The organism is Streptomyces hamibioticus (assembly GCF_047946815.1).
Taxonomy (GTDB): Bacteria; Actinomycetota; Actinomycetes; order Streptomycetales; family Streptomycetaceae; genus Streptomyces.
Map to the genome: position 1 here is coordinate 3200732 of NZ_JBKKQY010000001.1, position 21115 is coordinate 3221846.

The following is a 21115-nucleotide window of genomic DNA, read 5'->3' on the forward strand; positions in this document are numbered from 1 at the left end:
GTCCCCATGCCGAGGAGCAGCCCATGGCCACCGCCGCACCGTCCCGCATCGCCGTCGTCACCGGTGCGAGCAGCGGAATCGGCGCCGCCACCGCCCGGCAGCTCGCCGCCGCCGGTTACCGGGTCGTCCTCACCGCCCGCCGCAAGGACCGGATCGAGGCGATCGCCGAGGAGATCCACGCCGCCGGGCACTCGGCGACGGCGTACCCGCTCGACGTCACCGACCGGGCCGCCGTCGACGAGTTCGCGACCGCCTTCAAGACCATCGGCGTCCTGGTGAACAACGCGGGCGGCGCACTCGGCGCCGACCCGGTGGCCACCGGCGACCCCGACGACTGGCGCCGGATGTACGAGACGAACGTCATCGGCACGCTCAACCTCACCCAGGCCCTGCTGCCCAAGCTGGAGGCGAGCGGCGACGGCACGGTCGTGGTCGTCTCCTCCACCGCCGGCCACGCCACCTACGAGGGCGGCGCGGGCTACGTCGCCGCCAAACACGCCCAGCACGTCCTCGCCGAAACCCTCCGCCTGGAGATCGTCGGCCGCCCGGTGCGCGTCATCGAGATCGCGCCCGGCCTGGTGAAGACCGAGGAGTTCGCCCTGACCCGCTTCGGCGGCGACGCGGAGAAGGCGGCCAAGGTCTACCAGGGCGTGGCCCAGCCCCTGACCGCCGACGACGTCGCCGACACCATCACCTGGGCGGTCACCCGCCCCGCCCACGTGAACATCGACCTCCTCGTCGTCCGCCCCCGCGCCCAGGCGTCGAACACCAAGGTGCACCGGGAAGGCTGACGCCGACGGGTAACTCACAGGAGTGAATGAACTCCGGTCCCTCGAACGGGAGTTGGACTGACGATCCAGGCTCGCGCCACAACAGCAAACATGACGGCCCTCGGCCGGGATGCCGGTCCCGACCGAGGGCCTGACCAGCAAGGAAGTGGGTCTTCCCGGTGGCTGAAGGCGAGCCTGGTGGTTACCAAGCTCGGCAGCCCGACGGCAGCCGCCGAAGTGCTCGGAAGGACGCCACAGAGTTGCAACCTCCGCTTGTGGCGTCTCCGCTCCGGCCAAGTGCTCCTTGCCCACTGAGCAATGATCGGTTGAGCGAAGCCCCTGGAACCCGCCGTCCGGGACCGGGGGTTTCGCGCATCAGCCCTTGACGCACACGAACTGCTTCAGCTTCGCCACCACCTCGACGAGATCGCGCTGCTGCTGCATCACCTGGTCGATGTTCTTGTAGGCGCCAGGAATCTCGTCCAGCACACCGGAGTCCTTGCGGCACTCCACACCCCGAGTCTGCTCCTCCAGGTCCCGCACTGTGAAGCGCCGCTTGGCCGCATTGCGGCTCATGCGCCGACCAGCGCCATGTGAGGCGGAATTGAAGGCCTTCTGGTTGCCAAGGCCCTTCACGATGTACGAGCTGGTGCCCATCGAGCCCGGGATGATCCCGTACTCGCCCGAGCCGGCCCGGATCGCGCCCTTCCGGGTCACGAGCAGGTCCATGCCCTCGTACCGCTCCTCCGCCACGTAATTGTGGTGGCAGGAGATCTCTGACTCGAAGGTCGGCTTCGCCTTCTTGAACTCCTTGCGGACCACATCCTTCAGGAGTGCCATCATGATCGCGCGGTTGTACTTGGCATACTCCTGAGCCCAGTAAAGGTCGTTGCGGTAGGCCGCCATCTGCGGCGTGTCCGACACGAACACCGCCAGGTCTCGGTCGATCAAGCCGTGATTGTGCGGAAGCTTCTGCGCGACACCGATGTGGTGCTCAGCCAGTTCCTTGCCGATGTTCCGGGAGCCCGAGTGCAGCATGAGCCAGACCGAACCTGACTCATCGAGGCAGAATTCGATCATGTGGTTGCCCCCGCCCAGCGTCCCCATCTGCTTCTCGGCACGCTCGTGACGGAACCTGACCGCCTCGGCCACCCCGCCGAACCGCTCCCAGAAGTCACCCCACCCCGATGTGGCGAACCCGTGCAGCCGCCCGGGGTCGACCGGGTCGTCGTGCATGCCCCGCCCCACCGGAATCGCCTGCTCGATCCTCGACCGCAGCCGGGAGAGGTCACCGGGCAGGTCGTTCGCCGTCAGGGACGTCTTCACCGCCGACATCCCGCAGCCGATGTCCACACCCACCGCCGCCGGGCATACCGCCCCCTGCATGGCGATCACCGAACCGACCGTGGCGCCCTTGCCGTAGTGCACGTCCGGCATCACGGCCAGGCCCTTGATCCACGGCAGGGTCGCGACGTTCCGCAGCTGCTGGAGGGCCCCCTCCTCGACCGTCGCCGGGTCGGTCCACATCCGGATCGGCACCTTGGCGCCCGGCATCTCCACGTACGACATATCGTCCTCATTCCCCCGAAAAGCAACAGAAGTCTCTGAACGCAAAACCGGCGCCAAGGTCAACGAACAGGACATCCGACCGGCATCCACGGCAGCGCGTGCGATACACATTGTCTCCGGGGGGCGCCCCCGTGCGGCAAGCGAATAACCGGCGGGGACACTGGAACGCCGAGCCGAGTCCCCCTGGCCCCACCGGCCCACTGGTCCCGTCGGCCCCACACCGGCCCCACCGGTCCCACCGGTCCCACTGTCGAGAGGAGCCTGACCGTGCAGCGGAAGGCCTACGTACCCGGCGCCGCCGCACTGCTCGCGGCGTTGCTGGCCGGCTGCACCGGCGGCTCCGGTGAGGGCGGCACCGCGGACGACTCCAACCCGGGCGACACCGGCGCCGCTTCGGCGGTGGCCGAGCCGGGGAAGTACCGCACCCTCCCCGACCCCTGCACCGTGATCCGGCACGAGACGCTCGACGCGCTGCTGCCCGGCATCGGGCAGATCACGGACGAGGAGCAGCGCGAGAAGACGTACGAGGGCGAGCCGACGCTCACCTACGACACCGACCGCAAGGTCGGCTGCGGCTGGAAGGTCGAGTCGGCGGACGCCACCAACCACCTGTTCGTCGACTTCGAGCGGGTGGTGTCGTACGACGGCACCGTCAGCGACGACGACCAGGCGCAGACCCTGTTCGCGGCAAAGGAACTGGCCGCCGACCTCCCCGCGCCGACCGTGACCTCGTCCGACGCGCCCGGCGAGGCGACCGGCGGCGAGACGGTGAGCGAGACCGGCGACGGTTCCGCGGTCGAGGCCGCGGACGGAGTCGAGGCCGCGGACGGAGTCGAGGCCGCGGACGGGAGCGCCGGACCGAGCAGCTCCCCCGCCTCCCCCTCCGCGTCGGGCAGCCCCTCCGCCACCCCGTCCACGAACGCCACCCCCACCGGACTCCAGCCCCGCGTCCTGGACGACCTCGGCGACGAGGCGTTCGTGGACGACGAACTGAACAACACCGGTTCGACGGCCAAGCGCCGCACGGTCACTGTGGCGTTCCGCACGTCGAACGTCATCGTGACCATCGAGTACGCCGAGCAGCCGGCCACGGTCGGAGTGGTGCCGGACAGCGAGGAAATGCAGGACAGGGCGCGGAAGCTGGCCGCCGGCCTGGCGGATTCGCTGGGCGGCTGAGCCGCGTTCGGCCCGCCGCCGCCCCGCGCGCGAAGCTCGCCGACCGGAACCGCGGGGTTGGCTCACCGCGTACCGTGGCCCCCCGGACCCGTTCCATCGCAGGAACCACGAGCGTCATGAGTGAAGGAACCATGCAGCGACGAGCCCAGCTTGACCAGCGTGTACAGCGTGACCCGGGGGTATCGCCCACGCCGTCCGGGCAGCGGGGGAGAGCCAAGCGCCGCCACCGCGCCCTTGTCTGCGTGACCGCCGTGCCCGCGATGCTGGTGGCCGCCGGCTGTTCCTCCGACTCCGGCTCCGAGGGCGGCGGGGACAAGAGCGCCGAGAAGTCCGCCTCGGCGTCCGCGAGTCCGTCCCCGACGGTGCGGGCGGCGGTGTACGGGCAGCTTCCGGCGGAGCCCTGTTCCGCGGTGACCGAGAAGACTTTGGGTGAACTGGTACCGAAGGGTGCGAAGTCGGGCAAGGAGGGCGCGTCGAACGACACCGCGACGCGCGCCAGCTGCTCCTGGGACAGCCTCGACAACAACGGCGTCAAGGGCTCGCAGTTCCGCTGGCTGAACGTCTCGATGCTGCGCTTCGAGTCGGACGTCACGCGCGGCGAGGGCGACAAGCGGGCGCAGGAGTACTACCAGAAGCAGGTCGAGGACGCCCAGGCGGTCGAGGGCGCCAAGGGGACGAAGACGCAGCCGCTGTCCGGGACGGGCGACGAGGCGACGGCGGTGCGCTACGACCTGAAGAAGAAGGAAGGCACGTTCAAACAGCAGACCGTCGTGGTCCGCACCGAGAACGTCGTCGTCACCGTCGACTACAACGGCGCGGGCCTCGCCGGGGACAAGACCCCGGACGCCGACGACCTGATGAAGGACGCCCGGAAGGCGGCCGAGGAGGCGGTGGCCGCGGTGGCCGCCGCGAACGACGAGGGCGGTGCGTCGAAGGCCCCCTCGAAGGACCCGTCGAAGACCCCCTCCGGCGACGCGTCCAAGAGCTCCGCCAAGGGTGCCTCCAAGAGCGCCTCGCCGTCCACGAAGAGCTGACGAGGCGCACCGGCCACCCGTCCCCCGTACACATGTGCCACCCTGTTGCGCGCAACATCAGGCACTGGGAGGGGAGTACGGGTGGCCGCGCCACTTAAGCTGACACGGATGCACCGCGTTCTCATCGGCGTGGTCGTCTTCGGTGCCGTCATCATCGCCGCGATCGGTTTCGCCGGTTCGTACGCGGCCGTCCGCGAGCTGGCTCTCAAGAAGGGCTTCGGGGACTTCAGTTACGTCTTCCCGATCGGCATCGACGCGGGCATCTGCGTCCTGCTCGCCCTGGACCTGCTGCTGACGTGGATCCGCATCCCGTTCCCGCTGCTGCGCCAGACGGCGTGGCTGCTGACGGCGGCGACGATCGCGTTCAACGGCGCGGCGGCCTGGCCGGACCCGCTGGGCGTGGGCATGCACGCGGTGATCCCGGTCCTGTTCGTGGTGGCCGTCGAGGCCGCCCGGCACGCGATCGGCCGGATCGCCGACATCACCGCGGACAAGCACATGGAGGGCGTCCGCCTCACCCGCTGGCTGCTCTCCCCGGTGCCGACGTTCCTGCTGTGGCGCCGGATGAAGCTGTGGGAGCTGCGCTCCTACGACCAGGTGATCAAGCTGGAGCAGGAGCGCCTGGTCTACCAGGCCCGGCTGCGCTCCCGCTTCGGCCGCGGCTGGCGCCGCAAGGCCCCGGTGGAGTCCCTGATGCCGCTCCGCCTGGCCCGCTACGGCGTCCCGCTGGCCGACACGGCCCCGGCCGGCCTGGCGGCGGCGGGCATCGAACCGGCTCTGCTGCCCCCGGCGCCGCAGCAGGCCGAGGCGGTCGGGGACGGCCGTGCCGCCGGGGCGGCGCCCGTGGCGCGGCAGGCAGCGCCTCCCGCCGAGCAGCGCCCGGAGCTGGTCGGCGGCCCGGGCACGGAGAACCCGGCGCGCCCGGCGGGCTCCGCGGACCCCGCGGACGCCCCCGAGCCCGAGCAGAGCCCGTGGTTCAACACGCCCCGCCAGGTCGAATACCACGGCGGCTACGACCCCGCCTACGACCCGGCCGAGCAGTACGCGCACTGGTACGAGGAGCAGCAGCAGGCCGACCAGTACCGCGACCAGTACGAGGAGGAGCCGCCGCTCCAGGAGCCCTCTCCCGAGGAGACCGGCAGCTTTCCCATCCCGGTGGGCCCGAACCGCACACGCGAACTGGGCGACGGCGGCGGCCTTCCCGCGCCGGAGCCGGACGAGGAGGCGTACTACCAGGTCTTCAAGAAGTCGATCACGGGCAGTGGCTACCCGACGCCCCGGGAGTTCGGCGACAACGTCGAGGCCGAGTTCCGCATCAGCCTCCCCGAGCAGGAGGCCAAGCGCATGGTCAACCGCTTCACCAACCGCTTCAACGCGGAGCTGGAGGAAGACCACATCGCGTAGGACGACGTCGCGTGCGCGCACCACGTCGCATAGGCACGCAGGCGTGCAGGCGTGCAGGCGTGCAGGCGTGCAGGCGTGCAGGCGTGCAGGCGTGCAGGCGTGCAGGCGTGCAGGCGTGCAGGCGAGAATCAGCCGTCCCTCACACACGGCATCGGCACCGCATCGACACCGCCACCACCATCTTCACGAAAAAGCCACAGGCCACCGCGCCCGCCGGGGCCGCGCCGGCGGCCACGCCGCCCCGACGGCATGGTCGGCTGATTCCGGCCAGTGTGAGGACGGGACATTGCACCGGCCGACGCGGCGCTTAAAGTGATCACACCGGGAATTGGACCAGACCACCACTCACCCCCCTCCCCTGTCGTCTGCATGTCATGCCCATGATGGCCGCAACGGCGCGGCTCTCGGCGCCACCGGACGGAGCAGGACGAACGGCCCTATCACCGCACCCTGAGAGACGGGACCTGGGACTTTGGCCACCAAGAGGATCGCCTTGGGCTGCGCCGTGCTCGTACTGGCGCTCGCCGGCTGCGGGACGCAGCGCGCCGGCGACGCCGCCGGCGGCCGGCAGCCGGCCGGAGCGGCCGCCGCCGCGCAGCCCGTCACCGGCGTCCCGCTGAGCAGCGTGCCGACGGCTCCCACGAAGGGGCTGGCCAAGGGACTGACGCTGCCGCTGGACGAGTACACCTACAGCGCCAGGGACCGGTACGCCTGGCAGATGGCCGTCCAGCAGGGGTGGCGGGCGTGCATGCAGCGCTACGGCTTCGCCGGCTTCGGCCCGCCGCCCCCGCCGGCCGGGACCGTCACCACACAGGCGGAGTCGGACATGGGTCGCCGCTACGGGATCACGGACCTGGCCGGTGCGCAGAAGCACGGGTACCACCTGGAGGGGACGGCCGAGTCCCCGCACTGGGAGCCCGCTCCCGGGGCCGAGACGGCCGTGTTCACCGGCGCGGGCCCCGAGCTGAGCGAGGGCACCTACGACGGCAAGGAGGTCCCCGAGGGCGGCTGCCGCGGTGAGGTCGGCCGCCAGTTCCCGCTCCCCCGGTCCACCGAGGCCGAGAAGGCCGAGATGGAGGCGTTCGAGGAGTCCCGCGACGACTCCCGGGTCGTCACCGCGGTCGCCGCCTGGTCCGCCTGCATGGAGAAGAAGGGCTACCGGGTGGAGCACCCGTTCGACGCTCCCGACCTGGTCAACGAGTCCCTCTCCGCCCCGGAGCCCTCCGCCGAGGAGATCCGGCTCGCCTCCGCCGACGTCGCCTGCAAGGGCCGGACGGGCCTGGTCCCGGCATGGCACGAGGCCGAGACGGAACGGCAGCGCTCGAAGATCTCCGAGCACAGGGCCGGGCTCTCCGAGAACAAGAAGGCCAAGGACGCCGCAGTCGCCAAGGCCGTCACCGCGTACGAGCAGGGGGCGAAGTAAGTGACCGGGAGATTCCTCGAGCGGGCGGCCGTCGTCGTCGCGTCCTTCGCGGCGGTCATCGGCTTCACCGGCCCGGCCTCCGCCGCCACGTCCTACTCGGCCGACGAGTGCACCTCCAGCGGCAACGCCTACTGCTTCGTCATCCACTACAACAGCCGCTCGGCGGCGACCTACTACTCGGCCAGCTCCTGCTTCGTGGCGAACCGGAGCATCCCCGACTACTACGGATACTCCCCCAACGGTGCCGTTCTGCTCCGGTTCGTTTTCGAGTACGGCATGATCTCGGGGAACTACAACACCTGCCGGCTCGGCAACTCCGGCGAGGGACAGCCGGTGAAGAACAACGCCGCCTCCGCCTCGAACGGTGAATGCGTGGCCAGTCACCGGGTCTACTACAACTCCGGTCACCAGGGCACCAGCCAGACGTTCTCCCCCACCTGCGGCGACTACTGGCCGTCGGAGAACCTGATCTCCGCCCTCAAGAACGAGAACGCCTCGGCGAAGCGCCTGTGACGCAGCGCCCCTTCCCCTTCCTGAGACATCCGCCACTCCTGCGAGAGGGATTTCGTGGCCGACGAGATGGTGCTTCGCGCCCAACGGTTCATCAACACCACGTACAACAACGGCGCGACACTCGGAATATCCAAGCTGGACGAGAACGGCCGGACCAGCTGGACCGTGATGTACGCCCTCACCCGAGCACTCCAGTACGAGATGGGCATCACCGCCCTGTCGAACAACTTCGGTCCGACCACCCTGGCGACGATCGGGGAGAAGTACGGCAAGCTGGACGAGACCACCATCCCGTCGGCGAACTTCTGCCGCGTCATCCAGTCCGCCCTGTACTGCAAGGGCTACGACGGCGGGGGCATCGACGGACAGTACAGCGACCGCGTCAAGGCCGCGGTGTGGCAGCTGAAACGGGACATGGGCGCGCACGTGCCCTACCCGGACGACGCGCTGTGGCCCAAGGTGGTCAAGGGCCTGTTCAACATGGACGCCTACGTCACCGTGAACGGCGGATCGAGCACGATCCGGCTCATCCAGCAGTGGCTGAACGGCCAGTACCTGCTGCGCAAGGACTTCTACATCATCCCCTGCGACGGTCACCACTCCCGGGACGTGGCCAAGGCGATGCTGCTGGCCATCCAGTACGAGCTGGGCATGGCCGACGGCGTCGCGAACGGCGTCTTCGGCCCCGGAACGCAGAGCGGGCTGCGCAACCACACCCTGTCCGCCGGTTCCTCGGGCGTGTGGGTCCAGCTCTTCACCGCGGCCATGACGCTCAACGCCCGGCCCGGCGGCTTCGCTAGCGCCTGGTCGTCCAGTCTGACGGCCGCCGTCCGGGAGTTCCAGGCATTCGTCAAGCTCCCCGTCACCGGCCAGGGCGACTTCCCGACCTGGTCCTCGCTGCTGGTCTCCTACGGCGACCAGTCCCGCAAGGGGGAGGCCTGCGACGGCGTCACGGCCATCACCGCCGCCCGCGCCCAGACGCTGAAGAACGCGGGATACAAGTACATCGGCCGCTACCTGTACAACCCCTCCACGACCAGCCTGCCGGAGAAGGAGATCCAGCCCGGTGAACTGGCGACCATCAAGGAATACGGCCTGCGCTGCTTCCCGATCTACCAGACGTGGGCGCGTTCGGTCGACTACTACAGCCCCGAACAGGGCGTCTCCGACTGCATGCACGCCGCGTACAAGGCCGAGGAGCACGGGTTCAAACCGGGCAGCCGGATCTACTTCGCGGTCGACTACGACGCGGTGAACGACGAGGTCACCTCGCACATCCTGCCGTACTTCCAGAGCCTCAAGGCCCGGATGGACCGGATGGGAAGCCCCTACCGGATCGGCATCTACGGCCCCCGTAACGTCTGCTCACGGGTGTCCGACGCCGGCTACGCGGAGACGAGCTTCGTCTCCGACATGTCGTCCGGGTTCTCCGGCAACCTCGGCTACCCCCTGCCGGCGAACTGGGCCTTCGACCAGATCGTCACCAAGACCCTGGGCACCGGCGCCGGCGCGATCGAGATCGACAACAACATCGCCTCCGGACGCGACACCGGCCAGGGCGACTTCGTTCCCCGCCCGTCCCAGAAGCTCGACATCGGCTTCAGCCTCGCCTACTGGGACGCGCTGCTGAAGGAAGCCGACGACTACATGGTGTCCATCGGCCGGCCGGCGAGCGGCGGCGAGTCGGGCAACGGCTACGTGTACACCAGGCGGCAGTGCCTGGAGACGATCATCGACCTCGACGATGTGGTCACGTCCGGGGCGCGCAGGTACCGCATGCGCAAGGCCCTCATCCAGACCTCGGCCTTCTGGGAGTTCTGCCACTACAGCCAGGTGGACGTCGTCCAGGACGCCGGAGTGGTCTGGTACTACACCGGGGCGATTCCCGACTGGGCCACCGGACTTCCCGGCATCTCCAAGCTGACCGACAGCAGCACCGGCGTGTCCAAGATCCAGGGGCGGACCGGTATCCTCGCCCGGAACAACTCCGTCCGGGCAGGACTCCTCGACGGGCAGATCCTCGACCCGGCACCGGGTGACGACCGCTGGGCGATGTGGCAGCGACTCAACCAGGACAACCCGTACAACCTGAGCACCGTCCCGCACATGCACATCTGGGGGGCGGACGGCAAGGCCGGCGACTCGGACGAGACACCGATGCGCAGGCCCGCACTCGACTACACCGCGGACGAGACCTACGAGATCCTGCGCCGCTACCAGGGCTCGGGCCCCGAGGCCGAGGCGGACGCGGAGTTGCGCATGCCCCTCTACGCCATCTTCGAGAAGTACAACCGCCTCATCCGGGAGGCCTGAACCCTCATGACAACGGCGTCCGGCACCGGCACGGGCCACCACGGCCTGGTCCTCGTCGCGATCATCATGGGCGGGCTGGTCGCCGTTGTCGCCCTCTGCGCCTACCTCGGCTCGGCGGTGACCCGGCGCCGCCGCCACGCCTCCACCCCCGTCACCCGGTGGCGCGACCTGTCCCTCCTGTGCGCCACGGCGGCGCTCGCCCTGTACGTCTGGGGGTGCCTGCGCATCTTCCTCCTCTACGGGAAGGAAGGCGGAGAGGACTGCTTCACCCTGGACGACCTGCGCAGCGGCGTGCGGCTGGACGAAGCCGCCGGGGACTTCGTGCCGCTGCGGCTGGTCTGCCACATGTCGGACGGACGCAGCGTCTCCATCGTCGTCCCCGACTACGTCAACCCGACCATCGCCGTGCTGCTGCTGCTCTCGCTGGCCTGTGGCGTCACCTCCGCCCTCCTGCACCGCAAACGGCACACCACACCTCTGAAGGCAGGCTGACCACGATGCACGGAGAGATGTCCCGCAGACGGGCCCTCGCCACCACGGCCGGCGTCACCGCCGCGGGCCTGACCACCACCGGCCTCCTCGCCTCCCCGGCCACCGCGGCACCGCGGCTCCCCGGCGCGGCACCGGCGCAGGCCTCGAAGCGGAAGCCCCCGAGGAACGAGGAACTCAAGCGGGCCCTGCGCGAGTTCGAGGCCCGGCGCCGCCACATCCTCACCGGCCGTCCGTCCGCCAACCAGTGGGACATGCAGAAGGCCGTCGACGCCGACGGCGACATCGTCACGCGCCCGGTGCCCGGCACCGGACTGGACGTCGCGGTACGCACGGGCGACGCAGGAACGCTGCTGATCCACGCGGTCAGGCGCTTCCACTACGAGATCGACGCACTCGGCCTGCCGGGCGAACCCACGCCACTCGTGGGCTGGGTCGCTCCGTCGGCCGTCCGCGACAGCCGCCTTCCGCTCTCGAACCAGGCCTCGGGCACCGCCGTACAGATCCGGCCGGGTTCCTACCCGCCCGGAGCGCGGGGCGGCTTCACCAAGGCGCAGCAACTCGTCATCCGGGACATCATCGCCGACACCGAGGGCCTGCTCCGGTGGGGAGGCGACGACCGCCCGGCCCACGAGGGCCTGTTCCACGTCACCGCACGGCCCGGCGACCCTCGCCTGCCCCGCGTCGCCGCCAAGCTGCGGACCTGGAACGAGACCCCCGGCACCGGGGCCGGCGTCATCGCCGACATGACCGAGCCCACCCGGCGCCGTCGCGCCGCGCGCTATCAGTGAGCGCCTGACGTACGACGGCAAGGGGGCGCCCTGCACCGGTACGCTGAGTTCCCTTTTCGGATGATCGGATGATCACAGGATGACCGCCGAGCGCTGAAGGGCGCCCATGCTCACATCCGTACCCCTCGCAGGGCTGTTGCTGCTGGCCGCGGCCGCCACCGCCCTGTCCAGCTGTGTCCTGGGCAGCTGGATCCCCTTCCGCCCGTTCCGTATCGCCTACCCGGTGACCATGGTCACCCTCGGCGCGGTCCTGGTCGTCGTCTGCCGGTTGCAGGGCTTCGGTCTGGCCGAGGCACTCGTCATGTACTCCTGCGCCCACATCGGCCTGACGCTCGGACTGCTGCCCCAGCGGAGGCTGTTCCGGGAGGTGCTGGAGCTGTGGCGCCGGGGAGAGCCCACTCACCACCTGAAGGCCCGGGCCGGCCACCAGGTCTTCCTCGCCGTCTGTGTGGTCGGCGTCCTGTTCGCCGGCTTCGCCCTGACCCGCTGACCCGCTGACGACGAAAGGGGGCGCCCGGTGTTCGCCGGGCGCCCCCCTTTCGTCGTAGCACGCGGTCCGCGCGCCTGCCGCCGGCTACTCGCCGAGCAGGCGCCGCACCCGCTCCTGCCCCACCGCCAGCAGCAGCGTCGGCAGCCGCGGACCGGTGTCGCGGCCCACGAGCAGGTGGTAGAGCAGGGCGAAGAAGGACCGCTGGGCGGTCTTGATCTCCGGCGGCAGCTCCTTCGGCGTGGCGTCGGCGGAGAACCCGGCCTGCACCTTGGGCACGCCGTAGACGAGGTGGGTCAGCCCGTCCAGCGACCAGTGCTCGGCCAGGCCGTCCAGCAGCAGCCGCAGCGACTGGCGGCCCTGCTCGTCCAGCGACTTCAGCAGCTCGGCGTCGGGCTCCTCACGCACGATGGTCCGCTGGTCGGCGGGCACGTACGTGTTGATCCACGCCTCGGCCTTGTCGTACCGCGGCCGGGCCTCCGCCAGCGAGGCCGGCGGGTCGGACGGGTCCAGCTCGCTCAGGATGCGCAGCGCCTGGTCCTCGTGGCCGGCGGTGACGTCGGCGACCGAGGCCAGCGTCCGGTACGGCAGCGGCCTCGGCGTCCGCGGCAGGTCACCGGCGGCCGTGCGCACGGCGCGCGAGTGCGCGGCGACGTCGGCCGGCAGCGCGGTGCCGTCGGCGACCTTGGCGTCGAGCCGGTCCCACTCGTCGTACAGCCGCTGGATCTCCTGGTCGAAGGCGATCTTGAAGGACTGGTTGGGCCTGCGCCGCGCGTACAGCCAGCGCAGCAGCTGCGGCTCCATGATCTTCAGCGCGTCGGCGGGCGTCGGGACGCCGCCGCGCGAGGAGGACATCTTGGCCATGCCGCTGATGCCGACGAACGCGTACATCGGCCCGATCGGCTGCTTGCCGCCGAAGATCCCGACGATCTGGCCACCGACCTGGAACGACGACCCCGGCGAGGAGTGGTCGACACCGCTGGGCTCGAAGATCACGCCCTCGTACGCCCAGCGCATGGGCCAGTCGACCTTCCAGACCAGCTTGCCGCGGTTGAACTCGCTCAGCCGGACCGTCTCGGAGAAGCCGCACGCGGTGCAGGCGTACGTCAGCTCGGTGGAGTCGTCGTCGTAGGCGGCGACGGTCGTCAGGTCCTTCTCGCAGTTGCCGCAGTACGGCTTGTACGGGAAGTACCCGGCGGAGCCGGAGCTGCCGTCGTCCTCGCTCGCCGCGCCGGAGCCCTCGGCGGCCTCCAGCTCGGCCTCGTCGACCGGCTTCTGCTGCTGCTTCTTCGCCGGGGCCTTCTTGGTCCGGTACTGGGCGAGGATCGCGTCGATGTCCGCGCGGTGCCGCATGGCGTGCAGGATCTGCTCGCGGTAGACACCGGAGGTGTACTGCGCGGTCTGGCTGATGCCGTCGAACTCCACGCCCAGCTCGCCGAGCGCCTCGACCATCGCGGCCTTGAAGTGCTCGGCCCAGTTCGCGTGCGGGGAGCCCTTCGGGGCCGGGACGGAGGTGAGCGGCTTGCCGATGTGCTCGGCCCAGGACTCGTCGACCCCCGCGACACCGGCCGGCACCTTGCGGTAGCGGTCGTAGTCGTCCCACGAGATCAGGTGCCGGACCTGATACCCCCGCCGCCGGATCTCGTCGGCGACCATGTGCGGGGTCATGACCTCGCGCAGGTTCCCGAGGTGGATGGGGCCGGAGGGGGACAGCCCGGACGCGACGACGACCGGTTTGCCCGGGGCACGGCGCTCCGACTCGGCGATGACCTCGTCCGCGAAACGGGAGACCCAGTCGGTGGTCTCTGTGCTCTGAGCCACGATCGGCACGTCCTTCTTTCTCCATCTTGGGCAGCCGGTACGGTCGCACGGCCGGCCGCTCCATTGTCCCAGTCGCGACCGCGTCCGCGAAAACCGGTTTACCCCCCATGGGATACTGGCCGGGTCTATCCATCCCCACGAGGAGAACGGCACCCCAACTTATGGCCTCGGTCACGTCCCTCAGCGACTCCGTCCAGCAGCAGCTCGCGTCCGCCCTGACGGCCACCCGGCCCGAGGCGGCCGGCGCGGACCCGCTGCTGCGACGAAGCGACCGGGCCGACTACCAGGCCAACGGCATCCTCGCACTGGCCAAGAAGGCGAAGGCGAACCCCCGGGAGCTGGCCGCCGAGGTCGTCTCGCACATCACCACCGGCGGTCTGATCCAGGACATCGAGGTCTCCGGCCCCGGCTTCCTGAACATCACCATCGGCGACCGGGCGATCACCGAGAACCTCGCCGCGCGGTACGCGGACGACACCGGCCGCCTCGGCGTGCCGTACGCCGGGCACCCGGGCACCACGGTGATCGACTACGCCCAGCCGAACGTGGCCAAGGAGATGCACGTCGGCCACCTGCGCTCCGCGGTGATCGGCGACTCGGTGGCGCAGCTGCTGGAGTTCACCGGCGAGACGGTGGTCCGCCGGCACCACATCGGCGACTGGGGCACCCAGTTCGGCATGCTCATCCAGTACCTGGACGAGCACCCGCACGAGCTGGACCACAAGACCGGCGAGGACCTCCAGGCCTCCGGCGAGGAGGCGATGTCCAACCTCGACCGGCTCTACAAGGCGGCCCGCAGGCTCTTCGACGCCGACGAGGAGTTCAAGACGCGGGCCCGGCGCCGGGTGGTCGACCTCCAGGCGGGCGACCCGCGGACACTGGCCATGTGGCAGAAGTTCGTCGACGAGTCGAAGATCTACTTCTTCTCCGTCTTCGACAAGCTGGACATGGAGATCCAGGACGCGGACATCGTCGGCGAGTCCGGGTACAACGACATGCTGGCGGAGACCTGCCGGCTGTTGGAGGAGTCCGGCGTCGCGGTCCGCTCCGAGGGCGCGCTGTGCGTGTTCTTCGACGACATCAAGGGCCCGGACGGCAAGCCGGTCCCGCTGATCGTGCAGAAGTCGGACGGCGGCTACGGCTACGCGGCCACCGACCTGTCGGCGATCCGCGACCGCGTGTTCAACCTCAAGGCGAACACGCTGCTGTACGTGGTCGACGCCCGACAGTCGCTGCACTTCAAGATGGTCTTCGAGACGGCGCGGAAGGCCGGCTGGCTCAACGAGGACGTCAAGGCCGTCCAGCTCGCCTTCGGCACGGTGCTCGGCAAGGACGGCAAGCCGTTCAAGACCCGTGAGGGCGAGACGGTCCGGCTGGTCGACCTCCTCGACGAGGCGATCGACCGCGCCTCGGCGGTCGTCCGGGAGAAGGCCCAGGACCTGTCCGAGGAGGAGATCGCCGAGCGGGGCACCCAGGTGGGCATCGGCGCGGTGAAGTACGCGGACCTGTCGACGTCGGCGAACCGCGACTACAAGTTCGACCTGGACCAGATGGTCTCGCTGAACGGCGACACGTCGGTCTACCTCCAGTACGCCTACGCCCGTATCCGGTCCATCCTGCGCAAGGCCGGCGACACCCGCCCGCAGGCCCACCCGGAGCTGGCGCTGCACGAGGCCGAGCGCGCGCTGGGCCTGCACCTCGACGCCTTCGGGGAGACGGTGGCGGAGGCGGCCGCGGAGTACGCCCCGCACAAGCTGACGGCCTACCTGTACCAACTGGCGTCGCTGTACACGTCGTTCTACGACAAGTGCCCGGTGCTGAAGGCCGGGACGCCGGAGCAGGTGGCCAACCGGCTGTTCCTGTGCGACGTGACGGCCGGGACGCTGCACCGGGGCATGGCCCTGCTGGGCATCCGCACCCCCGAGCGGCTCTGAGCGCGCCTCTGCGACGAACCGCGGCCCGTCCTCTCCCCCGCTGGGAGGACGGGCCGCGGCCGTTCATGGGGTCGGTTCAGACGGTCGGACCAGGGCGCGTCAGCGGCAGTTGACCCACTTGTTGGACTTGATGTAGTGGTACGCGCTGTCGGTCGTCTTGTAGCCCCTCGGGATGACACCGCTGGAGCCGCGGTAGTTCTTCGCCGAGTACCACTTGAAGTCGCAGGACGCGCCGTGGTTGTACCACGACCTGAAGCCCTGGAAGACCGAGTACTTGGTCAGGTCCTCGTTCTTGCCCGCGACCTTCTGCATCCGGCCGGTGTAGTTCTTCCCGGACCAGACGCAGAACCAGCCCGACGGGCAGTCCTTCGCCGCCGTCGGCGCGGCCGGTGCCGCCGGTGCCGCCCCGGCCGTCCCCGCGCTCCCGGCCAGCAGACCCCCGGTCAGTGCCACGCCACTGGCGACGACAGCGAGCTTCTTGGTCAGGTACATGCTGTTCCCCCTTCAGGTCTGGGTGGGCCGGCCTGCACCGGCCGGCTCGGCACCAAGACTGCGGGGCCCGGGGCACAGGTCTCCACAGTTGCCGCGGAACTGACGCACTCACGGGACGTCCCACCCGCTGACCTGCAAGGACGCCGCCCGCCGAGTCGGTGCGGCGGGACGCCCGGGACGGGCGGGTGGCCGATTCCGCACCCGTGCGGAAGCCACCGTTCGGTACGGACCGGGGCCACTGGGGCAGAATGCGGCCAGGGGAAGGGTCCCGTGACCGGGGACCGCGTACGCGAGTGGGGGGAACATGTCGCGTTGGAAAGAGCTGCCCGCAGACCTCGACCCGCGCGTGCGCCAGTTGGTGGTGCGCCTGCGCCGGCTGAAGGACCACGGCGGTTTCAGCATGCGCCAGTTGGCGGCGAAGACCGGGTACAGCGCCAAGTCGTGGGAGCGGTATCTGAACGGCAGGTCGCTGCCGCCGAGGGAGGCCGTCGAGGCCGCCGCCCGGCTCGGCGGTGACGAGCCGACCCGGCTGCTCGCCCTGCACGAGGTCGCCGCCGCGGTCTGGGCGGACCGGCGCGGGGACGCGTCCGCGCCGCAGACGCCCGGCGATGCGCACGGAACGTTGCCGCGCGAGCGCCTGCGCGGGCGCTCCCTCGTCGCGCTGGTGGCGGCGGCCGTGGCCCTGGTGCTGGCCGCCTCCTCGGCGGTGCTGCTGGTGGCCCAGAAGACCGGCGGCGACGGCGAGGACGCGGCGGGCCAGTCGGGCCCGGCCACCACCGCCCCGGCGTCCGCTCCGGCGTCGGCCGCCCGGTCGCCGGTCACCTACAGCTGCCGGGTGGAACGGATCGACGGACGCTGGTACGCGGGCAACAGCCGTACCCGGGACGCCATCCTGGCGTACGGGCACGCCGGGCCGGAGGTCGCCGAGGCGCAGTGCCTGCTGCACCGGGCGGGCCTGGAGCCGGGGGAGATCGACGGGATCTACGGCCCGCTGACGCAGAGCGCCGTCAAGCGCGTCCAGAAGCGGGAGGGTCTGGTCGTGGACGGCATCATCGGCCCGCACACCTGGCGGGCGCTGCGGAGTTGACCACGGTATGACCAGTACGTCGACGTCCACGTCACCGGAGCGGGCGCGGCTCACCGCCGCGCTGCGGGAACTGAAGGCGCGCACCGGCCTGAGCCTGGCGGGCCTGGCGGAACGCACCACGTATAGCAAGTCCTCGTGGGAACGCTATCTCAACGGCAAGGCGCTGCCGCCCCGCCGGGCGGTGCGGGACCTGTGCCGGCTCGCCGGTGAAGCGGACGGGCGGTGCCTGGCCCTGTGGGAGATCGCGGAGGCGGAGTGGAGCGGACGCGGTACGCCGTCACCGCCGCCTGCCGAACCGGTGGCGGCACCGGCACCGGCACCGGCGCCACCGCGGGACGACGGCCGTACCGGCGCCCGGCGGAGCAGGGCGGCCGTGACACTCCTGGTGCTGCTGTGCGCGCTGGCCGCGGGCAGCGTGGCGGTGGCCGCCGTCCTGCTGGCCCGCCAGGACGGCACATCTCGGTCGTCCCCGCCGGCCCCGTCGCCGTCCGCGCCCGGACCGCGCTGCCGGGACGCCGGCTGCGAGGGCCAGAACCCGATGCACATGATCTGCGGCGGCGCCCCGAAGACCCTGTCCACGCACCGCACGGCCACCGGGGCCCGGGTGGAGCTGCGCTACAGCGAGGAGTGCCGGGCGGGCTGGGCCCGGATGTGGGGGACGCGCGTCGGCGACCGGCTGGAGGTGGCCGCGGGCGGCCCCACCCATGACGTCGAGATCGCGGACGCCCTCGACGCGGAGGCGTACATCCACACCACCATGACCGCGGCCCGCCCCGGAGCCGTCCTGCGCGCCTGCTTCGGCCCCGCGGCGGACGGCGAGCGCGAGTGCTTCACCACCCGGGTGGAGTGAGCCGCGGCCGGCGCCACGCTCCCGGAAGGGTGTGTTCAAGGCGAGCGGCGGGCATCACCTTCGGGCGGTGACGTGCGGTCCCGCCGTGGGAGGGGAACACCACGGTCGGCAGACGTCCCGACCAGGGGGACGGCGGGGTCGGTCTCGGGGGGCTGCCCGGAAGCCGGGCCCCGGGCACGGACGTCGCCCGTGGCCGGGGAGACGTCATCGGAGGTAGACGAGTCCGTCGGTGGTGACGGTCGGACGGCCCTGGGTGCCGACCACGACGATCTTGATGGTGTGCTTGGCGCTGGTGCTCCAGGTCCTGGTCCAGATCGCGTCGCGGTACTTGGTGGTGGCCGACTTCAGGTCGACGGTGGCGGCTTTGACGCCGTCGACGTAGACGTGCGCCTGTCCGGAACCCGAGGCGCGGGAGACCACCCAGGCCGCTGACCGGCCGGTGAAGGTCCACGTCAGGCTCGCGTTCCTGGCCGTGCTGGAGTACGACTTCCCGCCCAGGTAGCTGGTGGACGACTTGGTGCTCCAGGTGCCGGAACGGGTGGCGGAGGTCTCCTGGAGGATGACGGGAGTGCCGGTGACAGAGGCGGAGGCAGCGTTGCCGGCCTGGTCGTGGGCGGTCATCCTCCAGGTCGTGGCCACACCGGACTTCGCGGTGTGGGAGGCGCTGTAGGTGGTGGGGCCGTACGTCTTGGCGACCGGCGCGGTCAGGCGTACCTCCTTCAGTGCGGCGCTGTCGGTGGCCTTCCACTTCAGCGTGAGCGGGACGGCCGTGGTGTTGACCGTGCCGGTGCGCAGGGCGAGGTTCGGCTTGGTGGTGAAGCTCGGGGCGGTGGTCTCCGCGACGACGGTGGCCGCGGGTGTCGTGGAGGTCCTGCCGGACTGGTGCACGGCCCCCACCGCGACCTTGTGACTGCCGACGGCGAGGGTGGCCTTGGCGGAGGTGGCGGTCGCCGCGGCGGTGGAGAGGGGCTTGCCGTCGACGAGCAGCTCGTACCGCGAGATCAGCGATGACGGTGTGCCTGCCGACCAGTTCACCGTGATGCCGGCTTTGGTGTAGTAGGTCGTGCCGGACACCCCGGCGCCGGTGACCGACTTGATGGCCAGGCCGGTGACGGGACCGGCGGCCCAGGAACGGACGGTGGCGAGCCGGCCGTAGAAGGCGTCACCGGGACACTGGGTGTTGTAGCCGTCGCGGTGGCCGTGGACGGCGGGGAAGGACACCTGGGCGCCACTGGCCCAGGTCTTGCCGGAGTAACTGCGGCCGCTCGCACCCGCGGTGAGCGTGGCGGTGCTCGCGGGATCGACGCCGTACTGGCCGAGCTTCCAGGCGGCCACCCGCGCCACGGCGGCCATCGCGGCCTGTGACGGGGCGGTGTCGGTGTAGGTGCCGAGCACGGAGATGCCGGTGGTCTCGGAGTTGAAGCCGTAGGCGTGCGCTCCCATGACGGGCCGGTCGACGCCGCCCTTGCGGCCCTCGTAGACGGTGCCGCACTTGTCGACGAGGAAGTTGTAACCGATGTCTTTCCAGCCCAGCTGCTTCACGTGGTAGGCGTAGATGCCGCGGACGACCGCCGGGGCCTGGGCGCAGGTGTAGCTGTTGGACTCGGCGGTGTGGTGGACGACGACGGCCTTGATCCTGCCGCCGGGAAGATATCCCGGCTCCTCCGGGCTGATCGACTCGTCCGCGCCCCAGCCGGCCCGAGAGGTGATCGGCGGTTGCTGCACGGTGGACGGCGGGGCCGGGGGGACGCTCACCGTCGGCGCGGGGCTCGACGATGCGGAGGACTCGGGGGCGGAGGGCGTCGGGGAGATGCTCGGGGTACCGGACGGGGTCGCCGAACCGGTGCCGGCGGGCTCCTCGGGTGTGGCGCCGGCCGGGGGAGTCTCCGGTTCGGTCGGTGCCGCCGAGGGCGTGGGAGCATCGGCCGACTCCGAGGGCACGTCGGCCGGAGGCGGGGACGCGGGCACCTCGGCCGGAGGCGGGGACGCGGACTCCTCGACGGCGAACGCCGCCGGCTCCATACCGCTGGCCCTGCCACTGCCGGGGTCGATCATGTCCAGTCGCAGACCGGCGGGGAGCCCGGCCGATGTCCTCCCGTCCGCCGCGCGCAGACGAACCTCGACGCCGTCCGAGGGCCCGGCCCACGCGGGTTCGGTGCCGCCGCGCGAGGCTCCCCTCTCGCCCTGACCGCTGTCGCCTTCGAGTCGCAGCCACGTCGACCACTGCCCGGACTCCGTGGAGCGCGTCCGGACCTCGACCGTGCCGCTCACGCGTGCCGACGGATCGGTCCATGTGACGCCCAGCATGCTGAACGGCTCCGTGTCACGCTGCGGAAGAGAGGCGGAACGGCCCTCGTCATCCATCGTCAACCGCACGGTCCGCGACTCGGCACTGACCGGCGTCGGCCCCGCGCCGACCGTCCCGTCCTGGTCCGAGGTACCGGTCAGCCCCTGGAAGCAGAGCACTCCGCCCAGTCCGGCGACCGCGGTGGCCGCCGCCACCCATGCCCGACGCTGCCGCACGCGGCCCTCCCCCTTGGTAGAACGCCCTCGACGGGCGCCACGGGGCGACTCGGCCGCCCCTCCCTCCCCCTGCGAAGAGAGAAAGTACACCGTCGTGCGGCGGCGCTCTCCTCCGGGTGGGCAGGCAAGGCGCATCAATGTCCTGGACCCGGGTAGAGATCTATGGATTTGCGACCCGGACCGCTGCGTGTCTCACCATCCCGCCACCCGTGGTGCCCGCGTCATGGCCGCTCCGGCGACCGGGCCGCCCCCAGCGCCTCCCCCGGCCTGCGCAGCCCCTCGGTGGTTTCCTCCGGCGTCTGCGTCACGAAGCACAGCCGGAGCGTGCGACGGTCGGCGTCCCCGGCGGAGGAGGGCGCCCCGGGGACGTACGCCACGTCGTGCCGGACCACCTCGGGAAGCAGGGGAGATGTATGTGCCGCCTACAAGCACATTTCCG

At 70.8% G+C, this 21115-nt stretch carries 17 protein-coding genes and 1 pseudogene; 13 read left to right on the forward strand and 5 right to left on the reverse strand.

What is annotated here, in order from left to right; translation table 11 throughout:
- Positions 1–23: 23 nt before the first annotated feature.
- Entirely contained in the window at positions 24–791 is a 768-nt protein-coding gene (locus ACLGIH_RS14345; RefSeq protein ID WP_416525634.1) for an SDR family NAD(P)-dependent oxidoreductase, read from the forward strand.
- Positions 792–1145: 354 nt separating this feature from the next.
- Here ACLGIH_RS14345 and ACLGIH_RS14350 read toward each other — a convergent pair whose 3' ends face one another.
- On the reverse strand, positions 1146–2339 hold the full coding sequence (locus tag ACLGIH_RS14350) for an RtcB family protein (RefSeq protein WP_416529380.1): 1194 nt from the start codon (positions 2337–2339) through the stop codon (positions 1146–1148).
- Between the two features lie 267 nt (positions 2340–2606).
- Between ACLGIH_RS14350 and ACLGIH_RS14355 the strand changes: the two genes are divergently transcribed.
- From ACLGIH_RS14355 to ACLGIH_RS14395, 9 genes are all read left to right on the forward strand, one after another.
- Positions 2607–3515, forward strand: a complete 909-nt coding sequence (locus ACLGIH_RS14355) for a DUF3558 domain-containing protein (RefSeq protein WP_416525635.1) — start codon at positions 2607–2609, stop codon at positions 3513–3515.
- Positions 3516–3646: 131 nt separating this feature from the next.
- Positions 3647–4549, forward strand: coding sequence for a DUF3558 family protein (locus ACLGIH_RS14360; RefSeq protein ID WP_416529381.1), 903 nt, complete (start codon positions 3647–3649; stop codon positions 4547–4549).
- A gap of 108 nt (positions 4550–4657) precedes the next feature.
- Entirely contained in the window at positions 4658–5953 is a 1296-nt protein-coding gene (locus ACLGIH_RS14365; RefSeq protein ID WP_416525636.1) for a DUF2637 domain-containing protein, read from the forward strand.
- A gap of 472 nt (positions 5954–6425) precedes the next feature.
- Positions 6426–7376, forward strand: coding sequence for a hypothetical protein (locus ACLGIH_RS14370; protein WP_416525637.1), 951 nt, complete (start codon positions 6426–6428; stop codon positions 7374–7376).
- Positions 7377–7889: a hypothetical protein gene (locus ACLGIH_RS14375; protein ID WP_416525638.1), complete on the forward strand. Its 513-nt coding sequence runs from the start codon at positions 7377–7379 to the stop codon at positions 7887–7889. It abuts the gene before it with no gap.
- Between the two features lie 54 nt (positions 7890–7943).
- Positions 7944–10202 (forward strand): glycoside hydrolase domain-containing protein, encoded by a 2259-nt coding sequence (locus ACLGIH_RS14380; protein WP_416525639.1) that lies wholly within the window; start codon positions 7944–7946, stop codon positions 10200–10202.
- 6 nt (positions 10203–10208) lie between these two features.
- Positions 10209–10694 (forward strand): hypothetical protein, encoded by a 486-nt coding sequence (locus tag ACLGIH_RS14385; RefSeq protein ID WP_416525640.1) that lies wholly within the window; start codon positions 10209–10211, stop codon positions 10692–10694.
- Between the two features lie 17 nt (positions 10695–10711).
- Positions 10712–11482, forward strand: a complete 771-nt coding sequence (locus ACLGIH_RS14390) for a hypothetical protein (protein WP_416525641.1) — start codon at positions 10712–10714, stop codon at positions 11480–11482.
- A 106-nt stretch (positions 11483–11588) separates the two neighbouring features.
- The gene (locus ACLGIH_RS14395; RefSeq protein WP_416525642.1) at positions 11589–11972 is read left to right on the forward strand and encodes a hypothetical protein; all 384 of its coding nucleotides are present in this window, start codon (positions 11589–11591) and stop codon (positions 11970–11972) included.
- An 84-nt stretch (positions 11973–12056) separates the two neighbouring features.
- Here the strand turns inward: ACLGIH_RS14395 and lysS are convergent, their stop codons facing one another.
- A complete protein-coding gene (gene lysS / locus ACLGIH_RS14400) occupies positions 12057–13799 on the reverse strand; it encodes a lysine--tRNA ligase (protein ID WP_416525643.1) in 1743 nt (580 codons plus the stop codon).
- 152 nt (positions 13800–13951) lie between these two features.
- Here lysS and argS point away from each other — a divergent pair, with 152 nt between their 5' ends.
- On the forward strand, positions 13952–15724 hold the full coding sequence (gene argS / locus ACLGIH_RS14405; protein ID WP_416525644.1) for an arginine--tRNA ligase: 1773 nt from the start codon (positions 13952–13954) through the stop codon (positions 15722–15724).
- Positions 15725–15823: 99 nt separating this feature from the next.
- On the opposite strand, the gene ACLGIH_RS14410 is transcribed toward argS, so the two are convergent.
- On the reverse strand, positions 15824–16216 hold the full coding sequence (locus ACLGIH_RS14410) for a peptidase inhibitor family I36 protein (RefSeq protein ID WP_416525645.1): 393 nt from the start codon (positions 16214–16216) through the stop codon (positions 15824–15826).
- A gap of 304 nt (positions 16217–16520) precedes the next feature.
- On the opposite strand from ACLGIH_RS14410, the gene ACLGIH_RS14415 reads away from it, so the two are divergent.
- Both ACLGIH_RS14415 and ACLGIH_RS14420 read left to right on the forward strand, forming a co-directional pair.
- Complete coding sequence (locus tag ACLGIH_RS14415) at positions 16521–17303, forward strand: peptidoglycan-binding protein (protein WP_416525646.1); 783 nt, start codon at positions 16521–16523, stop codon at positions 17301–17303.
- A 7-nt stretch (positions 17304–17310) separates the two neighbouring features.
- A complete protein-coding gene (locus tag ACLGIH_RS14420) occupies positions 17311–18153 on the forward strand; it encodes a helix-turn-helix domain-containing protein (RefSeq protein WP_416525647.1) in 843 nt (280 codons plus the stop codon).
- Between the two features lie 204 nt (positions 18154–18357).
- On the opposite strand, the gene ACLGIH_RS14425 is transcribed toward ACLGIH_RS14420, so the two are convergent.
- The gene (locus tag ACLGIH_RS14425; protein WP_416529382.1) at positions 18358–20517 is read right to left on the reverse strand and encodes a peptidoglycan recognition protein family protein; all 2160 of its coding nucleotides are present in this window, start codon (positions 20515–20517) and stop codon (positions 18358–18360) included.
- Between the two features lie 380 nt (positions 20518–20897).
- Positions 20898–21089, reverse strand: a pseudogene (locus ACLGIH_RS14430) (PLP-dependent aminotransferase family protein); the annotation flags it as partial.
- Positions 21090–21115: the final 26 nt, after the last annotated feature.

Bases quoted from the DNA above. Each gene is read 5' to 3' on its own strand.
- ACLGIH_RS14345 (WP_416525634.1), top strand. From the start codon at position 24: ATGGCCACCGCCGCACCGTCCCGCATCGCCGTCGTCACCGGTGCGAGC.
- ACLGIH_RS14350 (WP_416529380.1), bottom strand. From the start codon at position 2,339: ATGTCGTACGTGGAGATGCCGGGCGCCAAGGTGCCGATCCGGATGTGG.
- ACLGIH_RS14360 (WP_416529381.1), top strand. From the start codon at position 3,647: ATGCAGCGACGAGCCCAGCTTGACCAGCGTGTACAGCGTGACCCGGGG.
- ACLGIH_RS14365 (WP_416525636.1), top strand. From the start codon at position 4,658: ATGCACCGCGTTCTCATCGGCGTGGTCGTCTTCGGTGCCGTCATCATC.
- ACLGIH_RS14385 (WP_416525640.1), top strand. From the start codon at position 10,209: ATGACAACGGCGTCCGGCACCGGCACGGGCCACCACGGCCTGGTCCTC.
- ACLGIH_RS14390 (WP_416525641.1), top strand. From the start codon at position 10,712: ATGTCCCGCAGACGGGCCCTCGCCACCACGGCCGGCGTCACCGCCGCG.
- ACLGIH_RS14395 (WP_416525642.1), top strand. From the start codon at position 11,589: ATGCTCACATCCGTACCCCTCGCAGGGCTGTTGCTGCTGGCCGCGGCC.
- argS (WP_416525644.1), top strand. From the start codon at position 13,952: ATGGCCTCGGTCACGTCCCTCAGCGACTCCGTCCAGCAGCAGCTCGCG.
- ACLGIH_RS14410 (WP_416525645.1), bottom strand. From the start codon at position 16,216: ATGTACCTGACCAAGAAGCTCGCTGTCGTCGCCAGTGGCGTGGCACTG.
- ACLGIH_RS14415 (WP_416525646.1), top strand. From the start codon at position 16,521: ATGTCGCGTTGGAAAGAGCTGCCCGCAGACCTCGACCCGCGCGTGCGC.
- ACLGIH_RS14420 (WP_416525647.1), top strand. From the start codon at position 17,311: ATGACCAGTACGTCGACGTCCACGTCACCGGAGCGGGCGCGGCTCACC.
- ACLGIH_RS14425 (WP_416529382.1), bottom strand. From the start codon at position 20,517: ATGGATGACGAGGGCCGTTCCGCCTCTCTTCCGCAGCGTGACACGGAG.